Annotated in this window: 18 protein-coding genes, 2 pseudogenes and 1 riboswitch; of the genes and pseudogenes, 18 read left to right on the forward strand and 2 right to left on the reverse strand. The window is 35.0% G+C overall.

The features are described from left to right. Positions 1-3: 3 nt before the first annotated feature. From DN389_RS10610 to DN389_RS10645, 8 genes and pseudogenes are all read left to right on the forward strand, one after another. Positions 4-831: a phage tail domain-containing protein gene (locus DN389_RS10610; RefSeq protein WP_098705283.1), complete on the forward strand. Its 828-nt coding sequence runs from the start codon at positions 4-6 to the stop codon at positions 829-831. 11 nt (positions 832-842) lie between these two features. Next, on the forward strand, positions 843-2,783 hold the full coding sequence (locus DN389_RS10615) for a pectate lyase family protein (RefSeq protein WP_075313537.1): 1,941 nt from the start codon (positions 843-845) through the stop codon (positions 2,781-2,783). 3 nt (positions 2,784-2,786) lie between these two features. Beyond that, positions 2,787-6,782 (forward strand): phage tail protein, encoded by a 3,996-nt coding sequence (locus tag DN389_RS10620; RefSeq protein WP_075313535.1) that lies wholly within the window; start codon positions 2,787-2,789, stop codon positions 6,780-6,782. A 120-nt stretch (positions 6,783-6,902) separates the two neighbouring features. After that, positions 6,903-7,340: pseudogene (locus DN389_RS10625) on the forward strand (phage holin family protein). Next, a complete protein-coding gene (locus DN389_RS10630) occupies positions 7,333-8,331 on the forward strand; it encodes an N-acetylmuramoyl-L-alanine amidase (RefSeq protein ID WP_088122964.1) in 999 nt (332 codons plus the stop codon). Before DN389_RS10625 ends, DN389_RS10630 begins: the two are co-directional and overlap by 8 nt. A 53-nt stretch (positions 8,332-8,384) precedes the next feature. Continuing rightward, entirely contained in the window at positions 8,385-8,612 is a 228-nt protein-coding gene (locus DN389_RS10635; RefSeq protein ID WP_000392437.1) for a BhlA/UviB family holin-like peptide, read from the forward strand. Between the two features lie 21 nt (positions 8,613-8,633). Continuing rightward, positions 8,634-9,017 (forward strand): ArpU family phage packaging/lysis transcriptional regulator, encoded by a 384-nt coding sequence (locus DN389_RS10640; RefSeq protein WP_098208811.1) that lies wholly within the window; start codon positions 8,634-8,636, stop codon positions 9,015-9,017. A gap of 122 nt (positions 9,018-9,139) precedes the next feature. Further along, on the forward strand, positions 9,140-10,192 hold the full coding sequence (locus tag DN389_RS10645; RefSeq protein WP_088122961.1) for a GH25 family lysozyme: 1,053 nt from the start codon (positions 9,140-9,142) through the stop codon (positions 10,190-10,192). 34 nt (positions 10,193-10,226) lie between these two features. Here DN389_RS10645 and DN389_RS10650 read toward each other — a convergent pair whose 3' ends face one another. After that, entirely contained in the window at positions 10,227-11,339 is a 1,113-nt protein-coding gene (locus DN389_RS10650; protein WP_255450679.1) for an acyltransferase family protein, read from the reverse strand. 371 nt (positions 11,340-11,710) lie between these two features. After that, a complete protein-coding gene (locus tag DN389_RS10655) occupies positions 11,711-12,148 on the reverse strand; it encodes a hypothetical protein (protein WP_064470345.1) in 438 nt (145 codons plus the stop codon). Positions 12,149-12,460: 312 nt separating this feature from the next. Between DN389_RS10655 and spoVFB the strand changes: the two are divergent. The 10 genes and pseudogenes from spoVFB to DN389_RS10710 form a co-directional block, all read left to right on the forward strand. Beyond that, positions 12,461-12,649: pseudogene (spoVFB, locus tag DN389_RS10660) on the forward strand (dipicolinate synthase subunit B); the annotation flags it as partial. 150 nt (positions 12,650-12,799) lie between these two features. Next, on the forward strand, positions 12,800-13,846 hold the full coding sequence (gene asd, locus DN389_RS10665) for an aspartate-semialdehyde dehydrogenase (protein ID WP_098190022.1): 1,047 nt from the start codon (positions 12,800-12,802) through the stop codon (positions 13,844-13,846). A gap of 23 nt (positions 13,847-13,869) precedes the next feature. Continuing rightward, the gene (dapG, locus tag DN389_RS10670) at positions 13,870-15,102 is read left to right on the forward strand and encodes an aspartate kinase (protein WP_060487543.1); all 1,233 of its coding nucleotides are present in this window, start codon (positions 13,870-13,872) and stop codon (positions 15,100-15,102) included. A gap of 11 nt (positions 15,103-15,113) precedes the next feature. After that, entirely contained in the window at positions 15,114-15,992 is an 879-nt protein-coding gene (dapA, locus tag DN389_RS10675; RefSeq protein ID WP_000564777.1) for a 4-hydroxy-tetrahydrodipicolinate synthase, read from the forward strand. A 759-nt stretch (positions 15,993-16,751) separates the two neighbouring features. Next, positions 16,752-18,422 carry a ribonuclease J gene (locus DN389_RS10680; RefSeq protein WP_000823080.1) on the forward strand — a complete coding sequence of 557 codons (1,671 nt, stop codon included), beginning with the start codon at positions 16,752-16,754 and terminating at the stop codon, positions 18,420-18,422. Positions 18,423-18,526: 104 nt separating this feature from the next. Next, positions 18,527-19,276, forward strand: a complete 750-nt coding sequence (gene tepA / locus DN389_RS10685; RefSeq protein ID WP_098802804.1) for a translocation-enhancing protein TepA — start codon at positions 18,527-18,529, stop codon at positions 19,274-19,276. After that, positions 19,273-19,476 carry a YlzJ-like family protein gene (locus tag DN389_RS10690; protein ID WP_000605028.1) on the forward strand — a complete coding sequence of 68 codons (204 nt, stop codon included), beginning with the start codon at positions 19,273-19,275 and terminating at the stop codon, positions 19,474-19,476. The genes tepA and DN389_RS10690 overlap by 4 nt, the downstream gene beginning before the upstream one ends. A gap of 212 nt (positions 19,477-19,688) precedes the next feature. Next, positions 19,689-22,073, forward strand: coding sequence for a DNA translocase FtsK (locus DN389_RS10695; protein ID WP_098190025.1), 2,385 nt, complete (start codon positions 19,689-19,691; stop codon positions 22,071-22,073). 203 nt (positions 22,074-22,276) lie between these two features. Then, a riboswitch (purine riboswitch) is annotated at positions 22,277-22,378 on the forward strand. A gap of 233 nt (positions 22,379-22,611) precedes the next feature. Then, positions 22,612-23,337 (forward strand): GntR family transcriptional regulator, encoded by a 726-nt coding sequence (locus tag DN389_RS10705; protein ID WP_000114178.1) that lies wholly within the window; start codon positions 22,612-22,614, stop codon positions 23,335-23,337. 92 nt (positions 23,338-23,429) lie between these two features. Continuing rightward, positions 23,430-24,497, forward strand: coding sequence for a BMP family lipoprotein (locus tag DN389_RS10710; RefSeq protein WP_000730590.1), 1,068 nt, complete (start codon positions 23,430-23,432; stop codon positions 24,495-24,497). Positions 24,498-24,514: the final 17 nt, after the last annotated feature.

Consider the following 24,514-nt stretch of genomic DNA (forward strand, 5'->3'; position numbering starts at 1 on the left):
ATATTGCAGGATACAATACTTTTATTTAAGAATGGACAAACTTGCTCCCTTAGAAAAGATTACAATGTTGAAACTTTAGAATTAATAGTTGATCCACCTCGGAAAGAGTCGGACAAGATGAAGATGAAAGGGCAATTCGGCGTTCGTCATTACAATAAAAGTTATACAGAGCGAGGGTGTCAATTAAGGGTTCTTGTGAATACAGGGGATATTGAGGGCGTATATGAAAAAAGAAATGAACTATACGCCCTATTTGGTAGATTAGAAGACTTTTATATTATTTATTCAAGAGAACCGAGCATACGACGACGTGTTGAGTATGAAGACATGAAAATTAATCGTCCGTCCGGTTCTTTAATGTTTGAAATTGTTATTGAATTCTCTATACCTGATGGTTTTGGAGAAAGTATCTTTAGATCAACAGATGTAAAAGAATGGGATGCGAATAAATTTGCATGGGGCATGGGTTTAGAATGGGATGATGCATACGATTATACATTCAAAGATAAAATGTTCTATTTCAAAAATATTGGGACGATGGAAATTAATCCATCGCAACACGATATTATATGGCGAATTAAATGTGATCCACGTTATGTGAAAATTACTAACTTCACAACAAATGATTCATTGACTATTAATAATCCTAGCGCAGTATCACAAGGAATCATTGTAATGAAGGGACTTCATATTGAAGACGAATATGGTCGGAATTTAGTTCGTCATGCTGATGCTGGAGAAATTCATCTTGCGCCAGGTATCAATCAAATTAAAATCGAATCCTCTTCATTCCATTGGTGTGAAATTGATTCGAAATTCTATTACTTGTAAGGGGTGAGAATGTGGACAGAAAACATCATATTAATAGTTCTATTAACGCTGATGAACGAATGCAATTAAACGAAGAAATTGATTTGATTTATAGTGGCATAACTAAGAATGCTATTAATCATATAAATTTAGAGGATACGTTTAATAATTTCTTAGAACGATACGGGACTGATAAAACAACATTGGAAAAAATGATTCTAGATGGTGATACGAATGTCTTGCATATAGTAGAAAAACTAATATCAGATTTCTTAGTAGCAAATCCGTCTAGTTTTGATGAAGTGATTGCAGCTAGGTTAGGCGAAAAAACATTACGTGAATTTAACCAAAAAATAAAAACGAAATTGGATACTACAGATGTGTTTCAAAAGGTTAAGTTAACGGACGATGTAGGACTCGCTTTGTCAGTCACGGATGTAACCGAATTAACAGGGAAATCAGGATTTTTCCGATATATTGCAGGAGCTAAAGGGATGCCACCTAGTAGCACTGAAGGAGTAGGGTTCTTTGTTGCTAACGATAAGACAGGTGTTTCAGTCCTTGCTATGGACAAGACAACCAAACGCTTATTTTTGCGCTTAGATACAGAATGGCGAGCATTGGCTTTTGAAGGTGCTTATGATGATATTAAACAAGAAGTGAACAATGTAAAAGGTGCTCATACTTCTTTAGAGGTTGCGATCCGCTCCATGATTCCTTACAACAGTGTAAAGTATTACGGAAATGATAATGCAGCCTTTCAGAAAGCACTAGATGAGTCGGAAGGTAAGACATTAGATATTCCAGCAGGAAAATATACGATTGGTGATTTAAATATCCCAAGTAACCTTAGTATTCGGGCTGATCCGAATGCTATTTTTATTTTAAAAGCAGGTAGTACCACATTTTTTAACAATAAAGACACCGTGAATATCGGTGGATATGATAAAACACGGGGAATTACCTTTGAAGGTGGTAAGTTCGATATACAAAAAATCAAAGATGCAAAAACCTTTGTTTTATCACATTGCCAAGACATAAAAATTGATACGAAAGTTATCAATGGTGGTGAATCACAATCATATGTCGTTTTAAATGCTGTAAAAGATGCAGAAATCAATATAGAAGCGGCAGATTGTAGCGCTACGACATCCATAGGAGCAACAGTTGGGCTTTATGTATTCAATGATAAAAATACGCTCACAAATCAAAATACGAAGCCTTACGACCTTACACCTTGTGACAACATAACCGTAAACCTCAAATTAAAAAACGTAAAAAAAGGATTTGTGGAAATTACGCCTATTGATAAAATCATTCATAAAAATATAAATTATAATGTCCAAGCTGAAAACGTATCAGAAGAGCTTGGATTATTTAATAATGTTTCTTATTTCAAAACAGAAAAAATAATCGGAAACGATATAGGAAATGGTTTGATTTTCCAAATATTAAATGATGTTTGCGAAGATTTTACAATTGAAGGCGTAAATGTTCGGAATGGAAAAAATAAAGAAACATCGCGCGGTATTTGGTTTAAAAGTAAGGATGGCGACACCGCGCCACGTTATGAAAATGTACGTATTATTAACCCAGTTATACGAGCGTGTAACAAGGGGATTACTACTGATTATGGCAGGGGCGTACGTATTGTGAATCCTGATGTACAAGGATGTTGGGAAGATGGTGTATGGAATTACTTCACTTTAGATTGGGCACTTCATGGCGGCATGTTGCAATCTAATAATAAAGTGGGTTGGGCTTCACGAGCAGACTTACATATAGGAGAAATTGCAATAGGTGGTGGAAATAAAAAGACATTCCGTTCTATTGTTTCTGAAGTGCAGGCAAGGACAATTCGTGTGGAAAATTTACAAGACGGTCGAATTTCAGCAATTTGCAAAGGAGGTTCTTTTGTGAAAGATGGTTCTGATTTTAATAATAAATTCGATGTGTTAGAAGTGGGTTGGTAAGATATGAAACGAGTGGAAAGACCAAAAATTGAACAACTTTCTACAGGCGATCAGTTTCATCTTGTAGATATGAATGTATTTGAAGTGATAGAGGGCAAAAATGAACCGTCCTCTATTCGTTTTGAAGTTCCAGATACAGAAAATAATAAAAGGGTATTTGAATATGTAGAGGACAGAAACCTACTTGTTTTTGAAGGACAGTATTACATTCTATTAGTCAATAAATTAAATGAATTAGGGTTTAAAGATTGTGATGCGATTCAAGTTGGTGCAGAATTGTCTAGACAAACACAAGAACAAAAAATTACAGGGTATCTTTCTATTGAAGAAGGGCTTGCTCATATTTTCAAAGGGAGTAATTTCAAATATATTAACCAGTGTTCTCCAAAGAATCAGGTACATTTTGAAAACTTTGGTGGCGCAAACAGAATGAGCATGATTCAGAACTTAATCAAACGATACGATATCGAATGTATTTTTGATAATATGACCGTTATTTTTGCGGATCGTATTGGAAAAACAACAGATAAATTATACAAGTTTGGATACAATGTGAATGCAATCGAGAAGACAACTGATGACAGCAATTGTTCGTTCTCTGTTTTGTTACTAGGACATACACCTTCGGAAGAAGAAGGTGGCGGTTCGCAATTTCAATATTATTATGAGTCACCCTTGAAATACCAAATGCCAGAACTTATCCGTCATCGACAAGCTGAAAATATTGAAGATGACAAAATTAAAGATAAGGAAACAGCGTTAAAAAGATGTAAGGAAGCTGTTGAAGATATTCCTATTGTTTCTATTACGGTAGATCATAAAGAAGCTAGTTTCGATGATACAAATGAACCTAAAGTTGGAGATAAAGCAATTTTACAGCATCATAAGTACAATATGGATTTCGATGTACGTGTAGTAAAACGCAGACGTTATCCATTTGAGCAAACACCAAATGTCTATGAATTTAGCAATAATCGTGATGAATTGGTGGATCGTACAGAAGAACAAAAGAAATGGACTTCTGACATTCTATCTGTTGTAAAAGAATTGGATAAAAAGTTATTAGAACAATCTACTGATTATACCAAACGACTTAATAAAATTACGGAAGAAAAGGTTGAAGAAGTAAAGAAAGAAAGCGAAGCAGCAAAAGAACTTGCTGAATTAGTAAAAGAAAATCAAAAAAACTTTCAAACTACTATCGTGGAAAGTAATGTACCACCAACAGATTACTTAGAAGCAGGAAAGTCATTGTGGTTGGACACATCAAAAGGTAAGCCAGGCATTTTAAAGAAATGGAACGGTAAAACGTGGGATCCTATCATTGCTGATGTAGAAGCAATAAAAAATGAAACGTTACAGCAAGTTAATAAAGATATTGAGTCTACAAAAACAGAGTTAAACCAAAAGGTTCAAGAAGCGCAAAATCAAGCAACAGGACAATATAACGAAGTTACACAAAATTTGCAGGGTGTAACTCGTACTATTGCGAATGTACAAAATGAACAAGGTAATATAAGTAAAACAGTTTCTCAGATGCAGCAAACAAATGAAGGATTTAAAACATCTATAGAATCATTAACTAAAAAAGATGGTGAGATTAGTAGTAAATTAAATACAGTTGAATCAAATGTGGAAGGTACGAAAAAGACGATTTCAGAAGTTCAGCAAACAACAAGTGAACTTAAGAAAACAACAACGGAAGTTAAAGAACAAGCAGGAAAAATCAGCGAAAAATTAACTAGTGTAGAAACGAAAGTTAATAATGATAAAGCTGGAGGACGCAATCTTTTATTAGATTCAAATGTTAAATACGAAAAAACGGACTATTTAATTAACCAATTCACGCTGTCTGAAAACTTTTCTGTAGGTGAAGAATATACATTTGTAATTAAAGGTAGCGCTCCACAAGGTCAGAAATTTGGAATTTGGCAAAATGGCGGCTCAACTAATGTTGGATATGCAGAAAGTGTTTATGCGAATGGAGTTACCTATGTAACTTTTAAAGCTGTAGCAGCAACAAGTGGAAATGAAAGAAAGTTAAGTCTGTATAACTTTCCAAGTAACACTACAAAAGCCGTTGTAGAATGGGTTGCTTTGTATAAAGGGAACAAACCGCAGGATTGGACACCAGCTCCAGAAAATCAAGTAACAAATGCTGAATTTACTAAAAAAGCAACAGAGATTGAGAAGAGTGTGGAAGGCGTTAAAACTACTGTAACAGGTGTCCAAAACAGTCAATCTGGATTTGAAAAACGTATGACTACTGTGGAACAAACGGCAAATGGTCTTTCTAATTCTGTTTCGCAACTTGCGCAAACCACTGCGAACCAAGGTAAACAAATTACTGATGCAAATTCTAAATTAAATCAACAAGCAAAATTAATTGAAGCAAAAGTTACTATCAATCAAGTTCAAGATTATGTTGGCGGGTTTCAAATTCCAGCTTTAAAGAATACCGTTGATAAAAACCGTGAGGAATATCTGCAACAAATTGCTGACAAAGTAGCTAAGGCAGATTACAACAAGAAAACAACTGAAATTGATAATAGGCTTAAAATCAATGAAGAGGGTATTGGACTTTCTGCTAAAAAGACAGAAGTATATACGAGAGTAGAAGCCGATGGGAAGTATGCAACAACCGCGTATGTAAAAACAATGGAATCTCGTATTGACATTGCTGAAAGAAATATCAATCTTTCTGTTAAAGAAGGAAATGTTATTGCTGCCATAAACATTTCTAAAGAAACGATTCAATTAGATGCAAAAAGAATCAACTTAAAAGGTGCTGTTACAGCGGAATCCATCGCTAGTAAACTATTGGAAGGTATAACCATTCGAGCGATTGATCCGAATGATAAGAATAAAAAAGCAGAAATGACAGCAGGTGGTAACATATTTTCGGAGTGGAAAACCATACCCTCAAGTATGAATGGACAAACTGCTCGTTTTGAAACAGGGTTACAAGGCGGCGTTCTATATGCTAAAACATATGGATCGGATGGAAAAATACGTTATGAAATGGAAACAGAAGCACGAGGTTCCTATTTTTCGGTTGGTAATGAAAATGCATCTTATGGAGCACAAGGATTTACGGTAAGAGATAATGCAAGCGGAAAATACGTTACAGCAGGTGGTAACAGTCCGCTTTATGATAATGAACCATTTATAGAAGTTGGTTGGAATCAAAAAAGCTTAACCGCAGCGGTAACAGCAGAAGGCCTAGAAATTAAACGAGATAATTATGGTGGAGTTCGTGGAACAATTCGAAATCTGGATCAGCGAATGATTATGGAAGCGAAAAAGTGGAGTGAAAATGGACTTATTGTTCACAATGACTATTCTTTATTTAAATATGGTGGTAAAGAGTTAATGGCAATTAAGGCTTCTCCGTGGGGCGAAACTGATATCGTACTACAATATGTAACCTTGCGTAACGGTTCTGGAATGAATGGGTACTTACAAGTAATGAATGGACCAGCAAGTTCACATTGGGGCGTTATGGCATCTGAATTTAAAGTCGCATCTAAAAAAGCATATAAAACAGGTGGTAAACCACTTTCGTTTGATCCTTTAGAAAAAATCATGCAATTAGAGCCTAAGGAATATTTCCTTAAAGCTGATATGGAAAAGTTATATGAAATGAGAGAAAGCCGGAAAGATGGAGAATCAGTCCCAACAATAAGAGATATTCAAAAACGAATTGGTTTTTATGCAGATGATGTACCAATTGAATTTACAGACGCGGAAAGAAACGGTATTAATTCATATCCACTACAAACTATTACCGTTGCGGCATTACAAAAACACGTAAAAGAAACGGATGAAAGATTTAATAAATTAGAAAAGGTGATTAATGATGAAAATAACAGCAAACGCAGAAGTTTACGCAAAAGTGGTGGAAGAACAACTAAACGAAGCTATTCGAGAGAAAAACATTTATTTTGCACGAGTAATCGAACTAGAAGCGGAAAACCAAAAATTAAAAGTAGAAAATGAGAAATTGAAGCCAAAGTCTACGAATAAGTAAGGCTTTTATTTTTGAATAAAATACGGCTTTTATAACCAAACGAAGCATGCTTATAGCAGGCTTTTTATTTTTATTAAAGGAGTGAAAAGATGGATCGTATTGATGTATTAATGAAAACACTCATATTCGCATTCGGTGGCTTTTGCGGATGATGGGATTTGACATTACAAGTTTTAGTCACAATAGCAATTATTGATTACGCTACAGGAATGATTGCCGCAACTATACTTGGAGAATTAAAAAGTGAAATTGGGTTTAAAGGCATCGCAAAAAAAGTGGTGCTTTTTTTGTTGGTTGGAGTAGCCCCTCAAGTAGATATTGCAATTGGAAGTAATAGTGCGATCCGTGAGGCGACCATTTTCTTCTTCATGGGTAATGAATTGTTATCAATCTAAGAAAATGCTGGAAGTATGGGCATCCCTTTACCTTCAACATTAACAAATGCTGTTGGAATTTTAGTTTTGGTAAGAGCAATAAGACGAGCTCTGAATATATTAATAAAAAAGGAGGTGTTGAGTAATGTATAACCTAATTACTGTCCATGCAGGACATAACTTTTATGTTGTTGGTGCAAGTGCGAATGGATATAAAGAGGAAGTTGAGACTAGAAGAGTTAAAAATCGTGTTCTTGAGCTGCTAAGACAGGTTGGTCAAAATTGTGTTGATACAACTGATGAAGACGGAAGAACACAGCAACAAAATCTTGCGAATATCGTTAGGAATTGTAATAGTCATCCGAAAGCTGGTCGTTTAGATATAGCAATTCATTTTAATCAAGGCGCATCAGAAGTTGGTGGGACAGAAGTTTGGTATTATGACCAATCTGAGTTAGCGCGAAAAATGAGTGCAGAGGTTGCGGCAGCAATGGGAATTCGTGATCGTGGTCCGAAAGAAGGAAAAGAGTTAGCTGTTTTAAATGGTACAAATGCTCCTGCTATTTTAATAGAAGTAGCGTTTTTAGGTCATAAAGGAAACATGGATGCATATGAACGTAATTTTGATAAAGTGGCACAAGCAATTGTTAAAGTGGTTACAGGAAAACTTGCAGATATAGGAGATAATAATCCAATTCCAGATGTGGATACACGTCAGAATGTTTCGTTACCGCCTGATTGGCAAACAAACAATTTAGGTTGGTTAAGATGCGTAGAACGTCAATCTTGGGTGTATAAGAATCCCAATGAACTTGCAGAAGTAGCTGGTAAAATCCCTTTCGGTAGTGGACATGTTTATTTAGCAAACGCATGGGATGGAAAACGTTTCTGGTTTAAAATAGCAAATGATAATTGGGTACCTGAAACAGCAGTCCTTATTGAAAAAGACGGAAAAAGTAAGGGTGTTATTTGGAATACTTGGAATGGATTAGAATGCTATCACCATGCAAATTACAATAGCGGAATCCGTGATCGTGTGGGCGTTGGACAATGGGAAGTTGAGTTACGTGATGATAATTGGATCTACATTAAAGATAAAGGTTGGATTGAATTTGACGAAAAAGTTATTCGTTGGATTCGATAAGACAAAAGCCGTCCTGTAGGGCGGCTTATTTTACTTAAAAAAGGGTGAAAACAGTGGAAGAGCAAATTTTTAATTCGATGATTCAACAAGGTGCATTCGCGGCGTTATTTGTGTGGATGCTTTTTACTACGCAAAAAAAGAATGAACAACGTGAAGCACAGTATCAAGCAGTCATTCAAAAGAACCAAGAAGTAATTGAAGAACAGGCGAAAGCATTTGGGTCCATATCTAAAGATGTAACGGAAATTAAGCAGCAAATTTTTGCTGACGATAAAAAATAAAAATGTGAGGTGGATAATTTTTTGAAACAGGTACGTTTATTTTCAACAATCGATAGGGAAACAGAAAAGAAAATTCAAAAAGAAGTTGTTAGTATTTTAAAGAGTTATTGTGCTTTAAAAGTGTGTTATGAGAATGAGTTAGAACAAAAAAGAGCAGGCGTAACCTTGTTTACGGAATTACTAGATACAAAACAAGTGAATCAAATGAAGCTTAGACAGATAGAGAGAACATTGCGAAATAGCTTGGATAAAGATGAATATAGTATTATTCAGATGAAATATTTAAATAATAAGAAGCTAAAGGACGACTATATTTATACAAACTTATTAATGACCAGAGATACTTTCTATAGAAAGAAAAAAAGTGCTTTTTATTTAATTGCTATGTCTTTAGGAATTATTTAAAAGTAACGATAAAATTCAGAGAAAATGAGGAGATTTTAGTGGATTTTTGATTTTATATTCAAAGGTAAACTTAATATTGAATTGAAACACAATCAAAAAATAAAGAAAAGGTGGATTTGTAAATGGGTAAAATTGCTGATTTCTCATATCATAATGGAACGATTGATTGGGGACAAGTAAGTAAAGAACTTGATCTTGTAATCTTACGTGCTCAATATGGTTCTAATAAGCCAGATAATAAATATAAAGAGTATGTCACAGGCTGTAAAGCATATGGTGTTCCGCATGGGGCGTATGCGTATGGAGTTTATGTGAGTGTTGAAGATGCTGTTACAGAAGCTGAGGATTTCATGAAACGTGTGGATAAAGATGCAAAGTTTCTTGTCCTCGATGTTGAAGATGATACTTTAGCAAGCTGTGGTCCAGATAAATTAGCAGAAGCTTCGCAAGTTTTTATTGATACATGTAAAGCTGCTGGTTGGAAAGTGGGATTATACATTTCACATCATATGTATGAAATGTATGGATTAAATAAAGTTGAAGCAGATTTCCTTTGGATACCTAGATATGGAACTAATGATGGAAATCCACAAATAAAACCGGACTATTCATGTGATATTTGGCAGTATACGGATAAAGGCACACTACCGGGAGTAAGTGGAAGTGTTGATTTAAATATGCTGAATAGCAATAAAACACTCTCATGGTATTTAGATAAAAATAATGGAGGGAATAATATTACAGGTGGTAATGAAGGTGGACAAGTTAAGCCAGTTCTGCCGCTTGGATATTTAAAAATTAGTGCAGAAGAATCGTGGGTATATGAAAAGCCGGATGAAAATTCAAAAGTTGTAAAAAAAGTATATAAAGATTCTCGACATAATTATTTAGCAAATGCATGGGATGGTAAGCGTTTCTGGTTTAAAATCGCGGAAAATAATTGGATTACAGAATATGATGCTGCAATCGAAAAAGATGGTAGAAGTAAAGGGGTTATATGGAATAATAAAGAGGGATTGGAATGTTTCCATTATTCCATTGCAGAAAGTGGAGTTAGAAGCCGTATTGGCATTGGACAATGGGAAGTTGAATTGAGAGAGAATAAAGATTGGATTTATATTAAAGACAAAGGTTGGGTATATTTTAACGAGTCTTATATTAAATGGATTAGATAATAAAAAAAGCCGTCGTGAGACGGCTTTTTTTATATTAGTATTCCCTTGGACTACCAGTATAAGCTCTATATTTAGGTAATTGTGTAGATTTCTTCAATTTAGGTGCTACTTTACCTACAATATATGGTCCGAATTTTAATTTGTTCAGAAGGAATACTATTGGAATTGGCAGAAGTAGACCAACAAAGAAATTTATAAATAAGGAACCAAGAACCGTATCAATTTGAGGTATTGCCCCTAGTATGAAAACACTTACGGTATCAAGTAAAAACGGATGTAATAAATAGATACCGAAAGAATAGCGGTTTATAAGTTTAAGGAATTTAGGTATAAGAGTTACATTTGATGCAATATAGAAAAATAATAATATTGTAGATATAGTAAATAAGAAAATATCAATTCTTTTTGAACTAATATCAGTTATAATATTATATTTTTGGAATAAAATTATCATGGTACCAGTTAAAACCCATGAATACAATATCTTCTTTGGGTGCTTAGCCAACCAATCTTTAAAGGATTCGTAGTGGGCACCAGCATAATAGCCCATAAAAAAGAATGCAATCCATCCTGGGAATGGAATCCAAGAATATCGATACCAAATATATTCAGTATCAACATTGGGTATATCAAATGGTTCAACAAAATTAAAGAAGCCCAGATATACAAAATTTATAAGCACCGAGAAAAACATAACGGTACGAAGGGAGAAATATTTTTCCACTTTTTTAAAAATCATGTGTAGAAAATAAAATTGGAATATTATCAAAATGAAATAGCCATGGTAATCCCCTAAAATAACATTTCTAGTGGCTTGAACTAGAATTGAATGCAGACCGTCTTCATAATTCGACGTAATCGCATAAAAAATCCCCATAAATATAAAAGGTAGTAATATAAATTTTATCCTTTTTAACATGAAGTTATTGGGTAGCTTATCTTGATAATTATAAGCTATTACAAATTCAGATATGAATACAAACATTGGTGTACCATACATGAGTAATAACTGCAAATAAGCTAAAAATAGTTCTAGTGTACTTTCTGATTCAAAATTTGCAGGGTTTTTAGTTATAGAATGTATAAGTAAAACACTTATACACGCTATGCTTCTTAAAATGATAATTTCTGTAGACTTATTTTTCATACATACCACCTTTAATATAAACTATAGAAAAATTAAATGCGTAAACATATATGCTTATTTTGATATGAATGGAATTATAAATAAAAAACCTCATATCGTTCTAAAAAGATATTATATTAAACGCATTCACTTTACTGTAAGATGTTAATATAGTTAATTATATTCATAGTTTTACTCCTGTGTCAAAACAATAATTACCGATTTTATATATAGGTAATGTAAGATTTGTATAATTATTTTAAAATAAGTTAATTAATGTATATAATGTAAAAAAAACATAGAAAAAGAAGGGGTGTTTGAATAACGCCCCTTCTTTTTTGATAATTATAATATAACAAAATACTGATTTTTACGGAAATAGTACAATTTTTTTATAAGTTGTTTGCTTCCTGAATCAGTGCAGAAACATCTTGTATAGTTCCGGTTTCAAACTCGTTAATATGAGTTTTAACTGCAAGTTTAAACTGTTTTAATTGATCTGTAGTACCACCTTTTTTTTCTAATTCTTTAACATATTTAAGAACAAAACTAAGATCTTCGTTTATTCCTTTTATATTATCTTGGTTTAACTCCCCATCATTTGTTTCTTTCCAGATCTCTATCTCTTCATCTAATTGGCTGAGTATATTATTAATAAAGCTTTTTAATTGTTCAACATCATTTGATGACTGATTATTCGCGATGTTTGTTTTTATATTATTTTGATCTGTTTTTTTTATAGTATTATTTGCTTGGTCATGCGCATCATCACAGCCAGTCAATCCGAGAAAAAGTGAGATAGATGTGATAAGTATTAAGTATTTTTTCAAATCAAAACCCCCTATTACTATAAATAAATCATTATCAAGAATGCTTACTGATTATTGTTTATTATAATAAGTAAATAAGAGATGAACAAGAGGAGGAAAAGATGGATTTAGAAAATGAGGTTTTTTAGTGAGTAATGCTGTAACACAATTATAAAAATTTTATTAGTTTATATTAATTCATCACTATATCTTTTTTAATAGAAGAAAAAATACAATATACGATTCTCTTTCTTGGCAGAGTATGTAGATACAGGTGAGGAATTTACAATAGAAGAAAAATGAAAAATTCATTAGCTTTGTTATCACCCTGTTGGTAACAACCTCATGCGCCTAATGGCAACAAAAAACATCTATTTCGTCCCATTCGGCCAAGATGCACCAGAGAAAAAACCGAACTCAATGGTAGCTCGCATGGAGCTGCTGGAAGATACAGTGTTAGAAGCGTTGCAAGGAAAGCAATTGCAACCGGTTGTCGTAGAAAAATTCAGATATATGAATTAAAAAACGAAAAAAAACGGACAATTTTTGATGAAACCATCATTCTTACTGTAGAATATGATAAAATTAACGTTATTAAGATTAGAAGGGGTATTGTATACTCCTTCTGATTCTAAGTTATAGAAGGATTGGTATCTAGAAAGGGGCATAGTGATGGAAAAGCAAAAAACTTTTCATGTCGCTGTAGTTGGAGCAACCGGCGCAGTTGGTGAACAAATGTTAAATACTTTAGAGAAACGAGAATTTCCAATTGGGAAGTTAACGTTACTTTCATCTAAACGATCTGCAGGTAAGAAACTTGTATTTAAAGGCGAAGAATTTACAGTTCAAGAGGCAAATCCTGAAAGTTTTGAAGGAGTAGATATCGCACTATTTAGTGCTGGTGGATCTGTATCAAAACAATTAGCGCCAGAAGCAGCAAAGCGCGGTGCGATTGTTGTTGATAATACAAGTGCATTCCGTATGACAGAAAACGTGCCACTTGTTGTACCTGAAGTAAATGAAAACGACTTAAAAGAACATAATGGTATTATTGCAAATCCAAACTGTTCTACAATTCAAATGGTAGTAGCTCTTGAGCCAGTTCGTCAGCAATATGGTTTAAAACGAGTAATCGTTTCCACATATCAAGCTGTATCAGGTGCTGGTGCGGCAGCGATTGAAGAACTTCATGAACAATCACAAGCAATCTTAAATGGTGAAGAAGTGAAGGCGAATGTTTTACCTGTATCAGGTGATAAGAAACATTTCCAAATTGCTTTCAACGCGATTCCACAGATTGATAAATTCCAAGATAATGGATTTACGTTTGAAGAAATGAAAATGATTAATGAAACGAAAAAAATTATGCATATGCCTGAATTAGAAGTAGCGGCAACATGTGTACGTTTACCAGTTGTATCAGGTCACTCTGAGTCTGTTTACATCGAAGTAGAAAAAGAAGGTGTAACAGTAGAAGAATTCAAGAGCTTACTTGCAAATGCGGAAGGTATCGTTCTGCAAGATAATCCAGAAGAGCAGTTATATCCAATGCCAGCTACTGCAGTAGGTAAAAACGAAGTATTCGTTGGAAGAATCCGTAAAGATTTAAATAACGATAAAGGATTCCATCTTTGGGTCGTATCTGATAACTTATTAAAAGGCGCTGCATGGAATTCTGTTCAAATTGCAGAGCGCTTAGTAAAATTACAATTAGTGTAAACGGCTAAGAGAAGGTGCAAAATATGAAAATTATTGTTCAAAAATTTGGTGGCACATCCGTACGTGATGAAAATGGACGTAAGCATGCGCTTCATCATATAAAAAAATCGCTAGATGCGGGTTATAAAGTAGTTACTGTCGTATCTGCTATGGGCCGTAAAGGTGAACCATATGCAACTGATACTTTGTTAAGTCTTGTAAATCAAGAGGAATCCCGCATTTCTAATCGTGAGCAAGATTTATTATTATCATGCGGAGAATTAATCTCAGCAATCGTCTTCTCTAACATGTTAAATGAGAACGGTATAAAAGCAGCGGCATTAAATGGTGCACAAGCTGGTTTTGTAACAAATGAGGATTTTACGAATGCTAAGATTATTGAAATGAATTGCGATCGTGTACATGAAGAATTAGAAAATGTAGATGTAATCGTAGTTACAGGATTCCAAGGACAAACGAAAAAAGGTGATACGACAACACTTGGACGCGGAGGTAGCGATACTTCAGCTTCTGCATTAGGTGTTGCGCTTCATGCTGAATTTATTGATATCTTTACAGATGTAGAAGGTGTTATGACTGCGGATCCTCGCATTGTAAAAGATGCACGTCATCTTCAAACGGTAACATACAATGAAATTTGTAACATGGCATATCAAGGTGCAAAAGTCGTGCATCCACGTGCAGTTGAAATTGCGATGCATGCCAAAGTACCACTTCGTGTACGTTCTACGTATTCTGATAGTGAAGGTACGCTTATTTCAGCATCGGACGGTGCGACAAAAGGCCGTGATGTAGAAGAACGTCCTGTTACAGGTATCGCTCATGTATCAAATGTGACGCAAATTAAAGTGCTTGCAAAAGAAACAGCATATGATTTGCAACAGCATGTGTTTAAAGAAATGGCGAATGAAGGAATCAGTGTCGATTTAATTAATATTTCACCTACTGGGGTAGCTTATACGGTGAGTGATAGTGTATCAAGTCGTGCAGTTGAATTATTAAAAAACCTTGGATATGAGCCAATTGTGACAGAACATTGTGCAAAAGTATCTATTGTAGGAGCTGGAATGGCAGGGTACCCAGGGGTTACTGCGAAAATCGTTACAGCTTTAGCGGAAAAAGGTATTCAAATTCTGCAATCGGCAGATAGCCATACAACAATTTGGGTTCTTGTAAAAGAAACTGATTTAGTGGAGGCTGTAAATGCATTACATAGTGCGTTTGAGCTTTCAAAAGAAAAGCAACTGGAACAATAAGGAGTGAGACCATGATAGATTTTGGGACAATTGCAACCGCGATGGTAACTCCGTTTGATAAAAACGGAAATATCGATTTTGCGAAGACAACGAAATTGGTAAATTATTTAATAGATAACGGTACAACAGCAATCGTGGTAGGAGGAACGACAGGAGAATCTCCTACATTAACTTCAGAAGAAAAAGTAGCGTTATATCGCCATGTCGTATCTGTTGTCGATAAAAGGGTGCCCGTAATCGCTGGAACAGGTAGTAATAATACGCATGCTTCTATTGACTTAACTAAAAAGGCAACAGAGGTTGGTGTTGATGCAGTAATGCTAGTAGCACCGTATTATAACAAACCGAGTCAAGAAGGAATGTATCAGCATTTTAAAGCAATTGCTGAAAGCACGCCGCTTCCGGTTATGCTATATAACGTTCCAGGACGATCTATTGTACAAATCTCCGTTGATACAGTTGTTCGTTTATCAGAAATAGAAAACATTGTTGCGATTAAAGATGCAGGCGGCGATGTGTTAACAATGACAGAAATCATTGAAAAAACAGCGGACGACTTTGCGGTATACAGCGGTGATGATGGTTTAACGTTACCAGCTATGGCAGTTGGAGCGAAAGGTATCGTTTCTGTAGCATCTCATGTTATCGGAAATGAAATGCAAGAAATGATTGCAGCATTCCAAGCAGGAGAATTTAAAAAGGCGCAAAAATTACATCAATTACTTGTAAGAGTAACGGATTCATTATTTATGGCGCCAAGCCCAACGCCAGTAAAAACAGCGTTACAAATGGTTGGATTAGATGTAGGCTCTGTACGTTTACCACTTCTTCCATTAACAGAAGAAGAAAGAGTAACGTTACAATCTGTTATGCAATCTATCCCTCGTTAATAAAAAATGACCTAGTATAAAACTAGGTCATTTTTTTATGGTATGAAAATCTTTGCTGCTCTTTTTTACCTACCATATTACTCCATGTGTTTGATCGCTTTTTCATTATGTATTGCAACATATACAAGAAAATAATTGTACCCCCTTTAAATGAATCAAAAAAACATAGTTATTATAGGATAAACATTTGTATAAAAGTAATAAACTATCGATTCTATTTTTCAGAGGAATTGCCTCAAATGTGATGTGATTCATAAAAAAGCTTTATTTTATAAGTTTTTTTGTTCGATTCTAGAAGAATAAGTCTTGAAAATCCATATTATGAAATAAATTTAGTGTATTTATGGCTATTTCTTCAAAAAATTATGGAGTACAAAATCGAAGCAAATATAAAGGAAATACGTTCGATACTTTTGTTGTAATTCCGTTCTTTTACTTTCTCTTTCGCACGATTTAACTTGTGTTCTATTTCTTGTATCAGGTATAATATGGCTAAGTAGCTTAGTACGGGTATGCTTAGCAAAATTGGTAAAAATTATAATTTGATTACATTTTCATATCATATCGAATAAGATATTTGATTTATATAATGAAAGAGAGGTGAAACCTGGTTTAAAAAATAAATAAGGACATGATATCGCATAACGGTAAGGACATTCGTCTTGGACGGTGAATATATGGTGGTTGTAGAGTTTCCCCTGGTGTCTCTGCAATTTTAGTGAAATCAGTGTTTGAAAGATTTTTAAACCAGGCAACAACATGAAGAGAAAAGAGAATGAGTCTGTTAAAGTATTTGCTCTTGGTGGAGTAGGTGAAATCGGGAAAAACATGTACTGTGTTGAAATTGATTCTGAAATCTTTATTGTAGATGCAGGATTAATGTTCCCAGGAGATGAAATGTTTGGAATTGATATCGTTATTCCTGATATTACATATTTAGTGGAAAATCAAGAGCGAGTAAAAGGTTTATTTATTACTCACGGTCATGAAGATCATATTGGAGGTATTGTTTACGTACTTCGTAAATTATCTATTCCAGTGTATGCAACGAAATTAACGGTAGGACTTATACAAGAAAAACTTGGCGAAGCGGGTATGTTAGGCCGTGTAGACTTAAAAACGATCGATTCAAATTCAACAGTAGAGTTTAATACTACAACGGTGTCATTCTTTGGAACGACACATAGTATTCCAGATTCTGTTGGTGTTTGTTTCCATACATCAAAAGGTGCTATCGTATACACGGGAGACTTTAAATTCGATCAAACTCCAATTGGAAATAGTGGAGCGGACCTTGGGAAAATGGCACAAATCGGAAATGAAGGCGTACTGTGCTTATTATCTGATAGTACAAATGCTGAGCGTCCAGGCTATACAGGTTCTGAAAAAGAAGTTGGTGTAGAAATTTCTAAAGTGTTCTACGGCGCAGAAGGACGTATTATTGTTGCTTCATTTGCATCGAATGTACATCGCATTCAACAAGTATTTGATGCAGCTGCTGAAACAGGACGAAAAGTAGCGGTTGTAGGTCGTAGCATGGTGAAAGTGGTAGATATCGCAAGACGTCTTGGTTATTTAGATGTTCCAGAAGGTATGGTTATTTCACTACAAGAAGTAGACAATTTCCCAGAGAAAAAGGTAGCTATTTTAACGACAGGTAGCCAAGGTGAACCGATGGCAGCCCTTTCTAGAATGGCGAAGCAAGCTCATAAACAAATTTCAATTCGTAAAGGCGATACGGTTATTATTGCGGCTTCTCCAATTCCGGGTAATGAAATATCTGTATCGAAAATTATTGACTTGTTATTTAGAGCTGGAGCTGATGTTATTTATTACGGTGAAAGAAAAGTTCACGTTTCAGGTCACGGTAGCCAAGAAGAATTAAAATTAATGTTAAATTTAATGAAACCTAAGTATTTTGTACCCGTACATGGTGAGTTCCGTATGCAAAAAGCACATGCATATTTAGCTGAAGATGTAGGTATTGCAAGAGAGAATATCTTTATCGTAGAAAAAGGCGATGTAATTGCTTTTGGTGACGATGAAGCAAACTTAGTTGGCAAAGTACAAGCTGGTAATGTGTTAATTGATGGATTAGGTGTAGGTGACGTTGGTAATATCGTTCTTCGAGATAGAAAAATGTTATCTCAAGATGGAATATTAGTAGTTGTTGTAACACTTGGTAAAGATGAAAAGAAAATTATCTCTGGTCCAGAAATCATTTCACGTGGTTTTGTGTATGTTCGTGAATCAGAAGCGTTAATTGACCGCTCTACAGAGATTGTACGTATGATTGTTGAGCAATCGATTAAAGAGTATTCAATTGAATGGTCTATGTTAAAACAAAATATTCGTGAATTATTAGGGCAGTTCTTGTACGAAGAGACAAAGAGAAAACCTATGATTTTACCGATTATTATGGAAGTATAAAAAAGATCACCTTTACGGGTGATCTTTTTTTCTTTTTAAACTCTATCGAATGAAATTTATAACTTAAGAAATAATAGTTATATACGAGTGAAAGGGGATGCGATATGACAGAACGTGATCGTTATACAAATGAAGGGAAAGAGGCTGAGCCGAAAGAAACTGGGAAAGAAGCCTCGATAGTGGAAAAAATTCAACAGCTAGGGCAAACGAATGTACCACAAATGAATGAATCGAGTATTCATTGTTTAACAATCATTGGACAGGTGGAAGGTCATGTTCAGTTGCCGCCGCAAAATAAAACAACAAAATATGAGCATATTATTCCGCAAATTGTTGCGATAGAACAAAATCCGAAAATTGAAGGTTTGCTTTTAATATTAAACACGGTCGGAGGTGACGTTGAAGCAGGGTTAGCAATTTCTGAGATGGTAGCTTCGCTTTCAAAGCCAACGGTATCACTTGTTCTGGGCGGAGGGCATTCTATCGGTGTACCAATCGCCGTCTCTACGGATTATTCATTTATTGCGGAAACTGCGACGATGACAATTCATCCCATTCGTCTAACAGGTCTTGTTATAGGTGTGCCGCAAACATTTGAGTATTTAGATAAAATGCAAGAAAGAGTCATTCGATTTGTGACGAAGCATTCGAAAGTAACCGAAGATCGTTTTAAAGAACTTATGTTTGCGAAAGGGAATTTGACGCGAGATATTGGGACGAATGTTATTGGTGGCGATGCAGTGAAATATGGTCTTATAGATGATGTCGGTGGTATTGGGAATGCGATTCGAAAGCTGAATGAATTAATAGATGCTCGCATGGATAATAGTGCAGAAGGGAAAATGTTACAATGATTTTATACACAATTATGCCAGAGCAACTTGTATATCCAGCTGATTATTCGCAATGTGAAAGCCAAAAAGTTGTAAATATAAACGGTGTTGAATTAATGGTTTCTGAAGAAGAACATAGGTGTTATTCTATTGTACGTGTGTTAAGTACGGATCCGCTACACTACTTAGAGTTTGAGCCCGGCCAGAAAATAACCTTTTAGCAAAAAGAAGGATTTTGTTTAGAAGCTATGGTATAATATAAAAAACAAGACGGTTGAGCAGCCATGAGAGGGCTGCTTTCTTCTGTTTATTTAACAATTTACAAGAAGTGTAAAAATAGAAGATATAAGACCTGAAAAAATAGAGAAAACAGACATATAAGTAGTGCTTTTTTAAGGAAGCCCTACTTACATGTAGAACACGAGGTGAAGAAATGGCAAAACAAAAGCAAAGAGGGACGAAGGCAAAAGCAAGACGCACGATAAAGCCAACTTTGTATTATGAAATCGTCGGTTTAACTCTTTTTGCACTTTCAATCATTACGATTTTACAGCTAGGTGTTGTAGGGAAATCGTTTGTGTTATTTTTTCGCTTCTTCTTTGGTGAGTGGTACATAATTGGTGTGTTAGGTGTAATAGCTTTATCGGTTTCGTTTGTTATCAAACGTGGATGGCCGAACCTTTTAAATAAACGGTTAATTGGTTTTTATTTAATAGTATTGGCGATATTAATGTTTAGTCATATTACATTATTTAACCTTCTTACGAAAGATGGAGCAGTGCAAAATACTTCTGTTATTGTGAGTACGAAAGATAACTTCTTTCTTGAAATGAAAAAGGGGCCGGATAGCGTTCATTTAGGCGGTGGTATGTTTGGGGCGCTTATGTTCGCGACGTGTTACTTTTTATTTGACGAAGTAGGAGCTTATATCATTGGTATTATTTTAGTGATTCTCGGCATACTTTGTATAACAAATAAGCATATTGGAGAAGTACTTGCCCCTGTAGGAAGAATCCTTAGAAGTCAATTTGAAGTAATGCAAGGGGATTATAAAGATTGGAGATCCAAAAGGACGGCTGAACAAACAGAAAAGAAAAAAACAACGAGAAGCACAAGGAGCAAACGTGCTGCAGAACAAGAAGAGATTATTGAGCCGATGGAAGAAATCTCAATTGATCCTCCAATTATTTCGAATTTCACTGAGAATTATCCTGTAAATGAAGAAGAGAATAAACGAATTAGCGAAGAACAGGAAGCGGAGTTAATAACTTCACCGTCTATTGAAGAGGCTCCGCCTGTTGAAGAATCTAAGAAAAAGCGTGGAGAAAAGATTGTAGAATCTTTAGAGGCGGAAACAAGTGCCCCGCCAATGCAATTTTCAAATGTAGAAAATAAAGATTACAAGCTTCCTACACTTGATATATTGAAATTTCCTAAGAATAAGCAAGTTACAAATGAAAATGCAGAAATTTATGAGAATGCTCGTAAATTAGAACGTACATTCCAAAGTTTTGGAGTGAAAGCGAAAGTAACAAAAGTACATAGAGGTCCTGCAGTTACAAAATATGAAGTGTATCCTGATATGGGAGTAAAGGTAAGCAAAATCGTTAGTTTAAGTGATGATTTAGCACTTGCTTTAGCTGCGAAAGACATTCGTATTGAAGCACCTATTCCCGGGAAATCAGCTGTAGGGATTGAAGTTCCGAACTCAGAAGTATCTATGGTAACGCTTAGAGAAGTTCTTGATTCTAAGGCTAATAATCATCCGGAAGAGAAGTTGTTAATTGGTCTTGGACGAGATATTACAGGTGAAGCTGTATTAGCCCGTTTAAATAAAATGCCCCATTTACTAGTAGCTGGTGCGACAGGTAGCGGGAAAAGTGTATGTATTAATGGTATTATTGTTAGTATTTTAATGCGTGCAAAACCACATGAAGTAAAATTAATGATGATTGATCCGAAAATGGTAGAGTTAAATGTATATAACGGTGTTCCGCATTTATTAACACCAGTTGTAACTGATCCGAAAAAAGCATCACAAGCTTTGAAAAAAGTCGTGAGTGAAATGGAACGACGTTATGAGTTATTTGCTCATAGTGGCACGCGTAACATTGAAGGATATAATGATCATATTAAAGAACATAATAGTCAATCAGAAGCGAAACAACCGGAATTACCTTATATTGTAGTAATAGTGGACGAGTTAGCCGATTTAATGATGGTTGCTTCATCAGATGTAGAGGATGCGATTATGCGTTTAGCACAAATGGCTCGTGCGGCTGGTATTCATTTAATTATTGCGACGCAGCGTCCATCGGTTGATGTTATTACGGGAGTTATTAAAGCGAATATTCCATCACGTATTGCATTCGCGGTATCTTCTCAAACGGACTCTCGTACAATTCTTGACGGTGGTGGTGCAGAGAAACTGCTAGGTCGTGGAGATATGCTGTTTATACCAATTGGTGCATCGAAGCCAGTACGTGTACAAGGTGCATTTTTATCCGATGATGAAGTTGAGAGAGTTGTAGAGTATGTTATTGGTCAGCAAAAAGCGCAATATCAAGAAGATATGATTCCACAAGATGTTCCGGATACGAAGCAGGAAGTAGAAGATGAATTATATGATGAAGCAGTTCAGCTCGTAGTGGAAATGCAAACAGCATCTGTTTCTATGTTGCAACGTAGGTTTAGAGTAGGTTATACGCGAGCTGCCCGTTTAATTGATGCAATGGAAATGAATGGTGTAGTAGGTCCGTATGAAGGTAGTAAACCACGAGAAGTGCTCATTAATGATGTACAAGAAAAAAGTTCATAAAAAAAGCCTAATTGTTTTTACAATTAGGCTTTTTTATATGCTAGTTTTGTTATATACTATATTCAGCAATAAAGAAAGGGCTTACATCTAAGGTGATTCTTTAGAATACGAATACTTTGATTATGTTTTTAATAAATGTTCGATATTTAATGTAGAAAAATGTTAAATTTTGTTGACACGTATTGGAGCAAGTGGTAAGATTACTTCGAAAAGAATCACTGCCTCATATAATCTTGGAGATAAGGTCCATAAGTTTCTACCCGGCAACCATGAATTGCTGGACTATGAGGGGAAAAGTGTGTAACAAAGGATGTAAGAGATCTTTGTGCCGAACTTTTTCTCGAAATGAGGAATGTTTATGGTGCAAAGTTTTTTTTATGCAGTAAAGAGTGAAAATTTAATCTTAAAAAATTATTAATATTTATTCGACAATTAAGCTTATTTTTAGTATTTAGCAATTTTTATTATGTTGTAAGTTGAAAAAAGAGAAAAGAAGTCTTACATCAGAGGTCGAATAATTGAAATGCGGGGGAGTCTTATGTCAGTAAAATCCGATAGTCGTCACCTATATTTACGGGTGATTGATCACATCAAAGAAAAAATTAAAGATGGAGCTTACAAAGAAAGACAGAAGTTACCATCAGAGTTTGATTTAGCGAAAGAACTTGGTGTAAGTAGGGCGACTTTAAGGGAAGCGCTGCGTATTTTAGAAGAAGAAAATGTTGTCATTCGTAGACATGGTGTAGGAACATTTGTAAATGCAAAGCCATTATTTTCTTCTGGGATTGAACAACTTTCTAGTATTACAGATATGATTTCTAGTGTGGGGAAAACACCAGGAACTATCTTTTTATCATCATCTACAACAAGTTTAACAGAAGAAGAAAAAGAGAAGTTTAATAGTGAAGACGGTTTTAATGCCGTAATGATTGAGCGTGTGCGTACAGCAGATGGGGAACCTGTTGTATATTGTATCGATAAACTTGCAAAAGAAATCTTGCCAGATTTATCGGGATACAACGAAGAATCATTACTTACAGTGATACATAACAATACGCACAAACGTATCACATACGCAGTTGCTCACATTGAGCCAATTGGCTATCATTCGAAAATTTCACCGATTTTAGAATGTGAACCGGAAACGGCACTGCTAGTTTTAAAACAAATGCACTATGATCAAAATGATGAGCCAATCTTATATTCTATCAATTACTTTAGAGCTGATAAGTTTAGCTTCCACGTATTAAGAAAACGTATGTAGGTAAGTTCCATTTTAGGGAGGTGACAGCAAGAAGTTAGGGACAGCAGCGTAAGAATAAAGAGATATATATAATTTTAGGAGGGGTTTCTAGTATGAAGAAAAAAACAGGTCTTTTATTATCATTAACATTAGCAGCAAGTGCGGTTTTAGGTGCGTGTGGTAACTCGGATAAAGCGAGTAGCGACAAAAAAGAGTTCAAAGTTGGTATGGTTACAGATGTTGGGGGCGTTGATGATAAATCATTTAACCAATCAGCTTGGGAAGGTTTAACGAAATTTGGTAAAGACAACGATTTAAAGAAAAATGAAGGATATCGTTATCTTCAATCAAGTAAAGATGCAGACTATATTCCGAACTTAACAAAATTTGCGAAAGATCATTATAACACAACATTCGGAATTGGATTTTTAATGCAAGACTCGATTGAAAAGGTTGCAAAACAATATCCGAAAGAGCAATTTGCTATTGTAGATACTGTTGTGAAAGAGCCGAATGTAACAAGTATTACATTTAAAGACCATGAAGGTTCATTCCTAGTTGGTGCTGTAGCAGCAATGACGACAAAATCAAATAAAGTTGGATTTGTTGGCGGCGTGAAGAGCCCATTAATTACAAAGTTTGAATCAGGTTTCAAAGCTGGTGCAAAAGCAGTAAATCCAAATATCGAAATTGTAGCGCAATATGCAGATGCATTTGACAAACCAGAAAAAGGATCTGTATTAGCTTCAGCAATGTACGGTGGTGGAGTTGACGTAATTTATCATGCTTCAGGTGCAACTGGTAACGGTGTATTCACAGAAGCGAAAAACCGTAAGAAAAAAGGTGAAAACGTTTGGGTAATCGGTGTTGACCGTGACCAAAATCAAGAAGGTATGCCTGAAAACGTAACTTTAACTTCTATGGTAAAACGTGTTGATATTGCAGTAGCAAAAGTAGCACAAGAAGCGAAAGATGGTAAATTAAAAGGCGGTAAAGTAGAAGAGTTCGGATTAAAAGATGACGGTATTGGTATTGCGAAAACTACTGACAATGTGAAAAAAGTAAATCCAGAAATCTTAACAAAAGTAGAAGAGTTTGAGAAGAAAATCACTGACGGTGAAATTAAAGTACCTGCAACTGACGAAGAATATAAAACATATGAAGCTTCTCTAAAGAAATAATAATAGAGAAATAGCAA

Source organism: Bacillus sp. AY3-1, from assembly GCF_008368785.1.
Lineage (GTDB): Bacteria > Bacillota > Bacilli > Bacillales > Bacillaceae_G > Bacillus_A > Bacillus_A wiedmannii.